General features: G+C 39.0%; 12 protein-coding genes. 7 read left to right on the plus strand and 5 right to left on the minus strand.

Going from position 1 to position 13,449, the window contains the following annotated elements:
• The first annotated feature begins 536 nt into the window (after nucleotides 1–536).
• From I2F31_RS10285 to I2F31_RS10295, 3 genes are all read left to right on the plus strand, one after another.
• Nucleotides 537–986 (plus strand): bacteriohemerythrin, encoded by a 450-nt coding sequence (locus I2F31_RS10285; protein WP_195769253.1) that lies wholly within the window; start codon nucleotides 537–539, stop codon nucleotides 984–986.
• Between the two features lie 114 nt (nucleotides 987–1,100).
• Complete coding sequence (locus I2F31_RS10290; protein WP_213014865.1) at nucleotides 1,101–2,168, plus strand: hypothetical protein; 1,068 nt, start codon at nucleotides 1,101–1,103, stop codon at nucleotides 2,166–2,168.
• Nucleotides 2,169–2,456, plus strand: coding sequence for an RnfH family protein (locus tag I2F31_RS10295; protein WP_195769255.1), 288 nt, complete (start codon nucleotides 2,169–2,171; stop codon nucleotides 2,454–2,456).
• Nucleotides 2,457–2,563: 107 nt separating this feature from the next.
• On the opposite strand, the gene I2F31_RS10300 is transcribed toward I2F31_RS10295, so the two are convergent.
• The gene (locus tag I2F31_RS10300; protein WP_195769256.1) at nucleotides 2,564–2,935 is read right to left on the minus strand and encodes an outer membrane protein assembly factor BamE; all 372 of its coding nucleotides are present in this window, start codon (nucleotides 2,933–2,935) and stop codon (nucleotides 2,564–2,566) included.
• Nucleotides 2,936–3,043: 108 nt separating this feature from the next.
• On the opposite strand from I2F31_RS10300, the gene fur reads away from it, so the two are divergent.
• Nucleotides 3,044–3,481 (plus strand): ferric iron uptake transcriptional regulator, encoded by a 438-nt coding sequence (fur, locus tag I2F31_RS10305; protein ID WP_092747768.1) that lies wholly within the window; start codon nucleotides 3,044–3,046, stop codon nucleotides 3,479–3,481.
• Nucleotides 3,482–3,549: 68 nt separating this feature from the next.
• On the opposite strand, the gene I2F31_RS10310 is transcribed toward fur, so the two are convergent.
• Nucleotides 3,550–4,662, minus strand: coding sequence for a PilT/PilU family type 4a pilus ATPase (locus I2F31_RS10310; RefSeq protein WP_195769257.1), 1,113 nt, complete (start codon nucleotides 4,660–4,662; stop codon nucleotides 3,550–3,552).
• 17 nt (nucleotides 4,663–4,679) lie between these two features.
• Nucleotides 4,680–5,717 (minus strand): type IV pilus twitching motility protein PilT, encoded by a 1,038-nt coding sequence (locus tag I2F31_RS10315; RefSeq protein ID WP_195769259.1) that lies wholly within the window; start codon nucleotides 5,715–5,717, stop codon nucleotides 4,680–4,682.
• A gap of 114 nt (nucleotides 5,718–5,831) precedes the next feature.
• On the opposite strand from I2F31_RS10315, the gene I2F31_RS10320 reads away from it, so the two are divergent.
• Both I2F31_RS10320 and I2F31_RS10325 read left to right on the plus strand, forming a co-directional pair.
• A complete protein-coding gene (locus I2F31_RS10320) occupies nucleotides 5,832–6,521 on the plus strand; it encodes a YggS family pyridoxal phosphate-dependent enzyme (protein ID WP_195769260.1) in 690 nt (229 codons plus the stop codon).
• 6 nt (nucleotides 6,522–6,527) lie between these two features.
• The gene (locus tag I2F31_RS10325) at nucleotides 6,528–7,943 is read left to right on the plus strand and encodes an MFS transporter (RefSeq protein ID WP_195769261.1); all 1,416 of its coding nucleotides are present in this window, start codon (nucleotides 6,528–6,530) and stop codon (nucleotides 7,941–7,943) included.
• A 9-nt stretch (nucleotides 7,944–7,952) separates the two neighbouring features.
• Here I2F31_RS10325 and I2F31_RS10330 read toward each other — a convergent pair whose 3' ends face one another.
• Nucleotides 7,953–11,546: an AAA family ATPase gene (locus tag I2F31_RS10330; protein ID WP_195773858.1), complete on the minus strand. Its 3,594-nt coding sequence runs from the start codon at nucleotides 11,544–11,546 to the stop codon at nucleotides 7,953–7,955.
• 9 nt (nucleotides 11,547–11,555) lie between these two features.
• Nucleotides 11,556–12,815 (minus strand): exonuclease SbcCD subunit D, encoded by a 1,260-nt coding sequence (locus I2F31_RS10335; RefSeq protein WP_195769263.1) that lies wholly within the window; start codon nucleotides 12,813–12,815, stop codon nucleotides 11,556–11,558.
• 109 nt (nucleotides 12,816–12,924) lie between these two features.
• On the opposite strand from I2F31_RS10335, the gene I2F31_RS10340 reads away from it, so the two are divergent.
• Nucleotides 12,925–13,398, plus strand: coding sequence for an OsmC family protein (locus I2F31_RS10340; RefSeq protein ID WP_195769264.1), 474 nt, complete (start codon nucleotides 12,925–12,927; stop codon nucleotides 13,396–13,398).
• Nucleotides 13,399–13,449: the final 51 nt, after the last annotated feature.

The raw sequence follows: 13,449 nt of genomic DNA on the forward strand, positions 1-13,449 counted from the left end.
TTTTAAAAGAGGGTATCTTATATATAGATGCCCTCTTTTATTTTATAAATGCATGGTGATTTAGCAGAATTAAGTTCGAATAAAGACAGCTTTTAAAACCTACACATATTTTTTCTATTGTAAATGAATGCTTGATCTAAGATGTTGTTTGTACGAGCGTGGGTTTTAGTCATAGAAAATAGATGAATGAATGAAGTAGTACAGATACGAAGGAATCATGTTTCATATAGAAAAGTACATTTAAAATCGCTGAATGATTTCGCCACGGTTTGTGATGCTTTGTTTAGAATTACAATAATATTTACCTAAGAATAACAAGATTTTATGATCTATAGCAGGTGAAATTCCTTTCAATGATATGACGGTTTGATTAAATAATACTTGATTCTTTTACTCTACTTTTTAAGTAATAATAGCAAATTCAAATATTTAGTAACCCAACTAAAGTAGTCGGATTTTTTTGTTATTTTTCAATAATCTATAATTCTATATCATACATTTCACATAATCATACATATTAAAAAATAGGGGAAATAATGAAAGTTTCTTGGAGTACAGATTTTGACACAGGTATAGATGTAATTGATGAGCAACACAAAAGAATCCTGCACTACATTAATGATATAGATGAAGTCTGCTTTACACATGATCGTGAAAAAATTAAAGATATTTTGGATAATATTATTGACTACACACAATCTCATTTTACTTTTGAAGAAAGCTTACAAGAAGAAGCTGGTTACCAATTTAGTGTGCCACATAAAAAAGTACATGATTTATTTATTAAAAAAATTGAAGACTATCGATTACGTTTTTTACAAGGTGAAACCGTTGAAGAGGATTTATATCAGGTGCTCACCAAGTGGTTAATTAATCATATTAAACATGATGATGCAGATTATGTGGGTGCAGTAAAAGATAATATGAATCAATTGATTCAGGAAAAGCAAAAGAAAAAAGGTTGGCTAGCACGCTTTTTTTCATAATTTTATAGAGAAAATACCAATACAACCATGACCAAACAACAAACTTTGATTTTCTTCGATGAGAAAGGCAAAATAGCGTATCATTTTTAAATAATTTAGATACAGGACAGACTCATGTCTCGATGGTTGTCGCCGTTACTTGCATTTTGTATGTCATTGATGCTCATTACAAGTTTAGCACCAGTGTTTGGATTTCAAATTGATCGTCAATTTGATTTTTGGCTATTGTGGTTATTGGTGGTTTTAGTTGTATCTTTACCTTTGACTTATTTGGAATATGCCTTAGTAAAACGTGCTAAGACCAGTATATTAAATGCACTTATGACCTTAACCAGAGAGGCAGATGCCTCTTTACAGTGGCGAATTGTAGGTTGGTTATCTGTGATATTTATTCCATTTCTTGCAGGGGCAATGCTGAGCAATAGTTATCACTTAGTGACTCAATTTGTAGCAGTTCCTGTACGTACAGAGTTGGTTTTTCTAATCTTAGCGATTGTTGCTGTCTTACTGTCATTTTTACCAAGAGTATGGCTTGCTGTTATAAGTACAGTGGCGGTACTGATTTCATTGTTGAGCAGTTATCTGTTTGGTTATGAGCCGTTGGCTTGGCACAATACTGAAATTGTCTTTTCTGAATGGGGTAGTGCAACAGTTCTTGCTTTAGTTGCTGGTGGTTTAGGTTTAGGTATTTATGCTCAAACAAGTATACAACAGGTGCTAACTACAGAGCGTGCCAGTCAGTTGGTTATTCCTGTATGGCTCGCGCAAGTTCTGGCTGTAGTTGTTTTTGGATTTTTTACCATACGTGCTCAAGTGCCTGCGTTGACACTTTTAGTTGCTGTTATTTTTGCAGCTGCATGGTTGTTACAGCTTGCTAAGCAGCAGCTAATCGAACGCAACATTCACTTGATCGTGGCATATGCTGTTTTACTCGGGGCATTACTGATTTGGGTTGTTCCACATGCACATGGCGTATTTAATATGGTATTGGTGTTATGGGGGCTTGTGAGTTGCTTGCTATACAGTGTGTTTGCAGGATGGATTATGAAAATTAGTCACTTGCGTAAAGTGCTGAACTTTAGCAGTGAAATGTACTATAACCTTTGGCGTATCGCTGTACGTATTGTTGCACCATTAAGTATTGTTGTGGCGATTGTTGCGGTATTGATGGGTCGTTTCTAAATGAATGTTGTATGGGTGGCGTATGCGGGCGAGGCTCAGCAGTATTATATAAAAGTAAACTTTGAACAAGGTATGAGTGTTCAAGATGCGATAGATGCAAGCCAAATTATGCACAAAGCACAGATTACAGTACCGCTGAGTGTTGGAATTTTTGGTGAAAAAGTCTCAGATTTAACGCATATATTAAACGTGGGCGATCGGGTAGAAATTTATAGACCGCTCACGATTAACCCAAAAGATATTCGTAGAAATCGTGCAAAACAAAATCCACTGAAAGTTAAAGCGTGAAAAACAAGCAATCGTTTTAAACGATAGTTGTAACAGAAAGAAAAACCCCCATATTTGGGGGTTTTCTTTGACTAAGTTGGCTGAAAGTTATTAAAATTAAGGTGTATTTACAATGTTTCTTTTGCAGCAGGCAGACCCGGTTGAGTATTGGGAATGCTGTCTAAGCCTTCGATGCGACTAACAACACCTGAGTTGTTGAAGTAAATTTTAAGGTGTTGGCCTTTCGCTTCAGCAATTTTCGCTTTTTTCGCATATGTGCCAGGAATATAGTTGTAAATATAATCCCAACGCAGTGGGTTAAGTGGGTCGGCAATTGTAGGGCTACCAAGTAAGAAACGTACCTGTTGGTAAGTCATACCAGGTTGCACTTGAGATGCCAATGTTTTTGTAAGTGGTGTTCCTTGCGGAATATCTATTTTATAAACACAACCACCGAGCATTGAACTGACGAGTAAAGTCGTCAAAATAATTTTTTGCATTTTGCTACACTATCCAAATCAATTTTGATGCATTTCATCCAATCATAGATCATACTGCATCTAAACCCTATTGCATATTACTACTTCAAAATAGTTGAGAGACTCTTTATGGCCATTTCAAATCAAGATCTACGTAAAGCAGGGCTGAAAGTTACTTTGCCAAGAATTAAAATCTTGGAATTACTTGAAACGTCTAAGCCACATCACTTAAGTGCGGAAGATATTTATAAGACTTTATTAGACCAAGGCGAAGATGTTGGCCTTGCAACAGTATATCGTGTACTTACTCAATTTGAGGCTGTAGGTATTGTGCAACGTCTTAATTTTGAAAACAATCATTCTGTTTTTGAGATTATGCAAGATAGCCATCATGACCATTTAGTCTGCCAAAATTGTAATAAAGTGCTCGAGTTTAGTAATGATCTGATTGAAAATGAACAGCATGAAGTGGCGAAAAAATTTGGCTTTACACTAACAGGCCACTCATTAAACTTATATGGTTTTTGTAGTGACCAAGAGTGTCAAGACGCTTCACGTAAGAAGTAAGATATACATAAAAGCAACAAAGTTAAATGAAAGGGTAAAAGAGCCCTTTCATTTAAAACACGATTTATTTACTCATGAATAGATAACAGCGTATGTGATGCTGTTTCAGGTTGGGCTTCACCAGAGAGCTTGATTTTTAGTCTTAAATCATTTGGTGCATCTGCATGTTTCAGTGCATCCTCATAAGAAATTGCCCCTTCGTGGTACAAATCAAGCAGTGACATATCAAAGGTTTGCATGCCAAGTTCTCTAGACTTTGTCATAATCTCTTTAATCTGATTAATTTGTCCTTTGCGGATATATTCTGCAATGAGTGGACTATTAATCAAAATTTCAATGGCAGCACGGCGAGACTTTTTGTCTATTGTTGGAATAAGTTGCTGTGCAACAATGGCTTTAAGATTTAAAGATAAGTCCATTTGAATTTGATGGTGTCGTTCGCTGTCAAAGAAGTTCACAATACGGTCAATGGCCTGATTGGCGTTGTTTGCATGCATGGTCGCTAACACCAAGTGGCCCGTTTCTGCAAAGTTTAGAGCATAGTTCATAACTTCTGTGGTACGAATTTCGCCAATTAAAATCACATCTGGGGCTTGTCGTAGGGTGTTTTTAAGTGCGACCTCAAAAGACTGTGTATCTATGCCCACTTCACGCTGTGTAATAATACAACCTGCATGTTGGTGAATGAACTCGACAGGGTCTTCAATGGTAATAATATGTCCGTGACTACTGCGGTTACGATGGCCAATTAAAGAGGCTAAAGAGGTCGATTTTCCTGTACCTGTACCACCTACAAATAAAATAATGCCACGTTTTTCCATAATCAGTTTTTTGAGTACGGGCGGCAGTTTGAGTTCATCTGTTAAAGGAATGACATTCTCAATGCGGCGGATGACCATGCCAGGCATATCACGTTGGTAAAATGCACTGACGCGGAAACGGCGACCATCTGCACCACTGGTAATGGCAAAGTTACATTCTTTTGTTTCCTTAAATTCAGCACGTTGCTTTTCATTCATGATGGAATGGATAAGTTGACGAATCAGCTCAGCACTCATTTTGGTTCGAGCAAGTGGAACGAGTTGTCCATTGACTTTCATCAGTGGTTCAAGGTCAGCTGTAATAAATAAATCTGAGCCCTTTTTATCGCTCATGATTTGGAGTAAATCATTAAAATTCATAAAATGATCATCTACCTTTAAACAAATGCATCTGGGTTTTTAGCAGCAGTACGTGCAGCCTCTTTACTAATCATATTTTTTTGTACCAAGCTCTTTAAGCTTTGGTCTAATGTTGACATACCAATGCCTGCATTGGTTTGAATAGAAGAGTACATTTGTGCAATTTTATTTTCACGAATTAAGTTTCGAATAGATGGAATACCCAACATAATTTCATGTGCGGCAACACGACCACCGCCATTTTTTTTCAAAAGTGCTTGAGAAATGACAGCCTGTAATGACTCTGATAGCATAGAGCGAACCATGTCTTTTTCTTCGGCAGGGAACACATCGACAATACGGTCAATGGTTTTGGCTGCAGATGTGGTATGTAGCGTACCAAAAACTAAATGGCCTGTTTCAGCTGCACTTAAAGCCAAACGAATGGTTTCTAAGTCACGCATTTCCCCAACTAAAATAATATCTGGGTCTTCACGTAAAGCTGAACGTAGCGCATTATTAAAACTAAAAGTATCTCTATGTACTTCACGTTGGTTGATTAAGCATTTTTGAGGCTGGTGTACAAATTCAATCGGGTCTTCAATGGTTAAGATATGATCAAATCGTGTTTGGTTGATGTAGTCAAGCATGGCCGCCAAAGTCGTTGATTTTCCTGAACCTGTTGGCCCTGTAACCAAGACTAGACCACGAGGGAAGTCACATATTTTTTGGAAGATTGCACCTAAACCCAGTTGCTCCAATGATAAAATCTTTGATGGAATGGTTCGAAATACCGCACCTGCACCACGGTTTTGGTTAAATGCATTGACACGAAAGCGTGCTAAATTAGGAATTTCAAAAGAAAAGTCAGTTTCTAAATTTTCTTCAAAGTCTTGGCGTTGTTTATCTGTCATAATGTCATATATTAATTGATAAACTTCTTTATGACTTAAGGCTGGTAAATTAATGCGTCTGACATCACCGTCGACTCGAATCATCGGTGGTAAACCCGATGATAAATGTAAATCAGATGCTTTGTTTTTTACTGAAAAAGCGAGTAGCTCAGTAATGTCCATATTTCCCCCAAGGCCATGTCTTTTGGAACATTATTTTTATAGAATGATAACGACTTTATTGACCTCAGACTAATGCTTTATTAAAAAAGCTTAAAAATACTTAGAGTTTTTATCATGTATGATTTTTCTCAAGCTAGAAATCAGGTGTTACAGCAGATTCAAAATGCATGTGACACAGCACATCGGAGTGATCAGGTAGATTTACTTGCGGTGTCTAAAACACATAGTCATGATGCTATACGGGCCATGTATGCACTGGGTCAGCGTGCATTTGGTGAGAATTATTTACAAGAAGCATGTGCAAAAATAGATGCATTGCAAGATTTAGAGATACAGTGGCATTTTATTGGCCATGTGCAACGTAATAAAACCAAGCTGATTGCCACTCATTTTGCATGGGTACACGGTGTTGACCGTTTGATTATTGCCCAAAGGCTGTCAGATCAACGTCCTGAGGAGATGCCTGCACTAAATATTTGTATACAAGTGAATATTGATGGTCAAGATAGTAAAGATGGTTGTGACCCTCAAGATGTCATGGCAATGGTTGAAAAAATACAGCATCTACCACATCTTCATTTAAGGGGGTTGATGGTGATTCCTGCTCCGAACAATTCCGAGGCTTTTTTTCAAACACAAAAATTGTTTCGTGAGGTGGCTACTCGGTATCCAATGTTGAAGTCATGGGATACCTTAAGTATGGGTATGTCGAGTGATTTGTTGCCTGCTGTAGAAGCTGGTGCAACGTTAGTACGTGTTGGCACGGCTTTATTTGGTAGTCGTGATTATAGTCAAGATAGGTGATTTTTTGTGCAAGAGCAAAAAATAAAATATACGGCACTGTTGGTTGCATTGACATTTTTTATGGAAAACTTAGATGCCACCATTATTGTGACCGCATTGCCTGCAATGGCAGATACATTTCGTGTTGCACCCATTAATTTAAATATTGGTTTAACGGTATATTTAGTGGCTGTGGCGGTATTTATACCTGTCAGTGGTTGGTTAGCAGAGCGCTATGGCGCACGGCGTATTTTTGTGACGGCCATTATTTTATTTGTTTTGGCCTCTATTTTATGTGCGCTTAGTCAAACAAAATCAGTATTTACCTTTGCTCGTGCATTACAAGGCATTGGTGGTGCAATGATGGTGCCTGTTGGTCGCTTAGTGGCTATGCGTTTAGCGCCTAAAGAGCATTTGGTCAAAGTGATTGCTTATATTACTTGGCCGGGTTTAATTGCCCCTGTGATTGCCCCTGCTTTAGGGGGGCTAATCGTAACCCAACTGTCTTGGCAATGGATTTTCTATATTAATGTACCTTTGGGCTTGGTTGCCATTTGGGCCAGTTTAAAGTTATTAGACAATGAGAAAAATGAGGACTTAGCACCATTTGATTGGGCTGGTTTTGCTTTGTTGGCCATGGCCTGTGCCAGTGTCGTCTATGGTATGGAGCGTATTGGTCAGGAAATTAGCAATGCTGTGAGCTATTTAGGGTTGGTTATTTTTGGAGCACTTTTGTTTACGGTTTCTGTATTGTATATGCGCCGTTCAGAGGCTCCACTATTAAAGTTTGATGCCTTTAAACAAGAAACCTTTTCTGCCAGTATTATCGGTGGTTCAGTGGCACGTATTGCTATGAGTGCATTGCCATTTTTATTGCCTTTGATGTTCCAAGAAGCCTTAGGTTTATCTGCTTTACAAGCAGGGCTACTCATTTTGGCTGTTTTTCTGGGTAACTTACTTATGAAACCGTTTACGACCACACTCATGCAAATGTTTGGGTTTCGTAATATTTTATTGGTCAATGCAGTTATTGGGGCTTGTAGTATTGCTGTGTGTGCATGGTTTACCGTAGATACACCGCACTGGGTTATGATGATTTGTATGTTTTTAAGTGGCTTAAGTCGTTCATTACAATTTACCTGCTATAACTCATTAAGCTTTGCCGATGTTTTACCACAAGATAAACGTTATGCAACCACGCAATTTAGTTTGTTTTTTCAGATCAGTTTAGCCATGGGGATTGCACTTGCTGCTTTGATTTTGCGTGGCTTTATGTTTATTTTTGAGCATCAGGAACCCACACTGTCAGATTTTCATTGGACATTTATTGCTGTTGCAGTTTTTTCATTACTGTCTTTGATTGATACATGGCGTTTAAGCCCTAATGCAGGTGACGAGGTCAGTGGTTATCGGGCCAAGTCTGTGACTCGGCCAAAACAGTAGTTTGACAAACTAGCCAACAACATGGATTTGGCTAGTACCTGCGCCAATGGATTTGACTTGAATTTGCACAGGAATTCTTTCATGCATTTCTTGTACATGTGAAATTAAAACCACTTTACGCCCTTGGCTTTGCAAACGGTCAAGGGCATCCATCACAATATGTAATGAGGTAGGGTCTAAAGTTCCAAAGCCTTCATCAATAAATAAAGACTCAAGTTTCATTGTACCTGAGGCCATATTGGCAATGGCCAGTGCGAGTGCAAGCGAGACCAAAAAGGTTTCCCCACCAGACAAAGACAGTACAGGTCGTACTTCGCTGTTCATATCATGATCTATAATCGCTAAGCCTAAACTGTTGTGAATGCGTTGTAGCTCATAACGCTGAGAAAGTGGAGCAAGTTGTTGGTTGGCATACTCTACTAAAATATCTAAATGATGTTCTTGGGCAACTTTTTGAAATTTCTTGCCTTCTTTACTGCCAATTAATTCAGATATTTTCCCCCAACGGTTGACTTGTTGTTGCAAATGTTCAATTTGTACACGGTATTGTTGCTGTTGTTGTTGTGCTTGAGTATTGGCAAGCAGGCGAGAATTAATCGTGTCGCGCTGTTCTTGTAGCGATGTAAGTGTGCTGAGTTGTTGCTCTATATGATGTTTTATATCTTCCTCTAGATACTCAGGTTGCTCACTCAGGTGTTGTTCTCGTTGTAGGTCAATATGTTTAATCTGTGTTTCCACAGTGGTTTTTTGTTGTTCAAATTGCTGTATGTCTTGGCGTAACTGTTGTATGTCTTGTGCAGAATGGTTTAGGCACGCCGTGATACGTGCTATATCAAAGTGAGGGTGTTGCTGTTGCCATGTTGTTTGTGCAGTGAGGTGCGTTTGCTCTTGTTGTTGCCACATGTGTATATGCTGCTGAACAGCATCTAAGTCATTTTTGAGCGTTTGATAATGCGTAGTGAACTGCGTTAGTTGCTGTAGTTGTTGCTGTAGTTGTTGCTTAGATTGGTTCAGTTGCGTTTGCAAATGTTGATGCCACAGTGTTGTGGTTTTAAAAGGTTCAGAGCTATGTTGGCTAATCAGTTGTTTCAGTTTTTCGGCTATTTCTAGTCCGTGTTGCTTGATCTGCTTGGTTTCAAGGGCAGTGGCTGTGAGTTGCTGTTGTAAAGAGTCACACTGCTGTTGTTGTAGTTGAACTTGTTGCTGGTGTTGGTCAAGTTGCTGTTTAAGTTGTTGTAATTGTTGTTTAGATTCACTCAAGACTTGAATTGCGTGGCAAGCCTGTTGTATGGCCTGTTCAGGTGATTTTACCCATATTTGCTGTTGTGATGGATTAAGTAAAGTAAAAATTTCGGTTTGTAATTGTTTGAACTGCTGAATCGTCACAGCAACTTGCTGTTGCTGTGCCAGCTGTTGTTGTTGAGTTTTAAGTTGTTGTTGTTGCTGTTGTAAATGTTTAGAACTTTGCTCAAGGTTTTTTTGCTCTAAACACAGTTGAGCCTGAGATTGTTGGCAATGGTGTTGCAGTTGCTCGGTTGTAAGAGTCGGGGCACTGAGCTTTAATGGGGCTAAGTCTTGTTGTATTTGCTGTTTTAGCTGTTCAATGGTGTTTTGATAGTGTGTTTTTTGAGTATATAAGTGATGAATTTCACTTTGTGTTTTGGTGTGTTGTATTTGACTGTCTTGCCATTGCTTTAATGCTTTGTCTTTGGCGGTAATATAGGATTGCTCTTGTTGTGTATGTAGTACGGTGAGCGCATCTTCAAGTAATTGCTGATGGGTAATAAAAGGGTGTGCTGTACTACCGCAGACCATGCAAGCTTCATCTGGTTTAAGTTGTGATCTGAGCTGTTTGATATGGTCTGCATGTAAAAGTTGTTGTTCTGCCAACAGTTGTTGCGTATTTTTCAGTGTTTGCTCTGCATGTTTGAATTCACTTTCATGTTGCTCAAGCACTTGGCTTTGTTGAGCAAGTAGTCTTTCTTGTTGCTGTAGTACTATGCTTGTGTGTTGTAATTCCTGCTCTTGTGTCATCTGAGCATCAATTTGCTTGAGGGTATATTCAAGTTGTTGTTGGTGTTGTTTAACTTGATGTTGTTGCTGTTGTTTTAACTGCATCTGCTCGGTGAGTGAATCAATTGAGCCGTATTGTTCAGTCAGTTGGTTTATATTTTGTAGTAGGCTCTGAGTATGCTGTTCAAAAGCATGGAAGTCTGTACATTCGGCCTCATGCAAAGTATGCCAGAGCTGTTGCATGTGCTTGAGTTTGTCTAGGTTGGCACGAGGTTCTTCTGCCAATGCTAAAAAGTCTTTGAGTTGCTGTTGTGTTTGCTCAGTTTGCTCGTATTGCTGTGTGAGTCGAGCTATTTGTTGTTGCTGCTCTTTGAATTGCTGTTGTTCTTGTTGTAATTTTTGCTCTAGTTGATGTTGTTGGCTTTGTTTATTTTGGTAGTTGGTGAGCAGTTGCTCCCGGTTTGCATCAAGTGCAAAGCCTTGCTCTAGTATGGGTTGTAGTGCAGTAAGTTTTTGCTCTTGTTGCACATGGTGTTTTTCAATATCCTCATGTTGCAGTTTTGCGTGTTGGAATAGCTGTTCAGCCTGCTGAAATTTTTCTGCTTGCTGTTGTCGTTGTTGCTGTAGCTCTTTTTGTTTGGCTTGAGCGGTTTGAATGCCTTCAATATGATGTCGTACATTGGCAAATTGCTCTAGATCAAGCAAACTTTGTTTTTTATCATCAATGCGTGTTTGTTGTGCTTCAAGCATTGTTTGTTGTTGTGTATATGTGCTTTTTTGAGCATTGAGTTGATGTAGCTGTGTGTACCACTGTGTGGCATGTTCAAGTTGTTTGATCTGCTGTTGCTGTTGTTGTATGTTCTTTTGTAGCTCAATTTGGTTGTTGTTTAAACGACTGATTTCCTCAGGGCTAAGTAGTTCAATATGGCCAATATAGTCTTGAAATTTTTCTAATTCTTGCTTAAATGTTCTGGTTTTTTCAAATGCACATTGGCTCACAAGACTAAAAATATTTGAGTTGGTGAGGTACTCAAGTAGGTCGGCACGTTCTTGGTCTTTGGCTTTTAAAAAAGCACCGACCTCCGACTGTGCCAATAAAATAGCACGGGTAAACTGCTCGAAACTCAGCCCAATTAACTGCTGTACGCAAGGTGTACAATCATTTAATTTTTGTGTCATGACTCGACCATCATCAATACAAGTTACTGAACGGTCTAGCTTAAATTTTCCATCTACTTTTTTTCGTGTACGGCTGAGTTCCCAACGTGACTTATAACGCTTTTGGTCTAAGGCTAAAAATTCAACTTCTGCAAATCCTCGTACACAGCCACGGCGTAAAATGTGTTTAGAGTTTTTGAGTTGTATGACTTCACCATTGGCATCGGTTAACTGCCCACTTGCACCTTGTAGACGTGGAATTTGGTCAAATAAAGCCAAGCACATGGCATCAAGCAGTGTCGATTTTCCTGCACCTGTTTTTCCTGTAATGGCAATTAAGCCTGCATTGGCAAGGGGGTCTGACTCAAAATCAATATATTGTTCGCCAGCAAGTGAGGCAAGATTACTTAAACGGAGTGATAAAATTTTCATAACATGGCCTTATTGTACAGCGTTATTTTGGCGTTGTTTTTCTTCAGCTTCTTCGAGTAATGTGAGAAAGTCAGCATTGACTTCAGCATCGTTTTCATAGCCCATGTCTTGCCAAATATGTGCAAATAGCTGTGCAGGTGTGGGTGGTGCTAGGTCTATTTTAGAGTGAGTTGCACCTTCATGTTCAGCGAGTAACCGCTTACGACTTAAACGGACTAATCGGTATTGTTCGCTAGGTAGAATATCTTCAATTTGCTGTCTTAAATTTAAAGGTGGGGCAGTGTTGCTGTGGTATTCAATATCGACATACTCACGTTGTTCTATGTTTTCTATGACTTTGTCTGATGGTAAAGCTTTGAGTTGTTGCATCACTTGTTCAAGCTCACCTGTTAAGCGGTGCATAGCAACGCTACGAGGAATATATAATGGCGAAAATTGAAAGCGCTGCTCAGGTGTATTATGTGTAGGGTTGATATGTACATCAACCACCTGATGTTTATAATTTTTTTCACTAAAAGACAGTGGGATAGGTGAACCACTATAGCGAATAAAAGGGTGTGACACTTGTTGTGGTTTATGTAAATGTCCTAGAGCCACATAGTCTACGCCGTGGTCAAAAAGTGTGGTTGAAAGGGCTTCTTGGTTGCCAATAATACAGCGTTCAGAGTCAGACTCTTGACCCCCTTGTATGTGGGCATGCGACATAATAATCAGTGCTTGGTCTGCAGTTTTACGCTTTTTTGCTTCTGCAATGAGGGTTTCATGTAAGTACTCAATGGCAGATTGGCTGTCTTGTGTATGTTCGTTAAAGCCTATAATTTCTGCATTGCGTAAAAATGGCAGTGCAATACACCATGCAACAATGTCTTTTTGTGGGTTGTAGATGGGTAAAATGAGTCGATCTATATCTAAACTACGGTCTGCATGCCAACGCACAAGGCCAACTGTTTTGGCATTGTATTTTTCAAGTAGCGGTTCAATTTGTTCAATTCGGTAGCCTGAGTCATGGTTGCCTGCAATCATGAGTGTTTGCATGTCTGGCGCAACGGCATGGGCTTCGGCTAGAAACTGGTAGAGCTGTTTTTGAGCCATAGATGATGGGTTAATTACATCATAAATGTCACCTGAAATAAGTAACGCGTGCGGTTGTTTTTGTTTGATTTGCTGAATGAGCCATGTTAAAAATTGTTCATGTTCAAACTGACGAGCATGGTTGTAAAATAGTTGCCCTAAATGCCAATCTGAGGTATGAAAAAAATGAACAGCCATAAAATACTCATGTTTAGGTGTTGAACGCATATATAGCGTAATCTAACAGTGTAAGTGTACTTCTGTGAAGAGCAGTTCGTTTTAATTAAAGCAAAAGAGAATATAAAAAATGGCATTACATACGTATGAACTTGATTTGCAATGGTGCGGTAACTTGGGTAAAGGAACGTCTGAGTACCGTGGTTATGCACGTCACTTTACAGTGCAGCATGCACTAAAACCTACTATTTTAGGTTCTGCTGATCCTGCATATTTGGGGGATGTTAAACGTTGGAACCCTGAAGATTTAATCCTCGCTTCGGCATCGGCTTGTCATCAATTGTGGTATTTACATTTGTGTGCAGTCAATGGTGTTGTCGTGCTGGAATATACAGATCATGCCACAGCATCTATGCAAGACCAAGATGTGGCACGTAGAGGGCATATTACAGAAATGATGCTCAAGCCTAGAGTGATTGTGGCACAAGGAACAGATATTGCATTGGCTCAGCAACTACATACGCAAGCCCATCATGAATGTATGATCGCCAATTCAGTCAATTTTCCGATTTATTGTCAGGCTGAAATTGTTGTGAAAGCATAAAAAAGGTGGCCTATCTGTACAGATAGACCACCTCAGTTACATGATGTCGCG

Origin of the sequence: Acinetobacter rathckeae, assembly GCF_015627125.1 — a bacterium.
Lineage (GTDB): Bacteria > Pseudomonadota > Gammaproteobacteria > Pseudomonadales > Moraxellaceae > Acinetobacter > Acinetobacter rathckeae.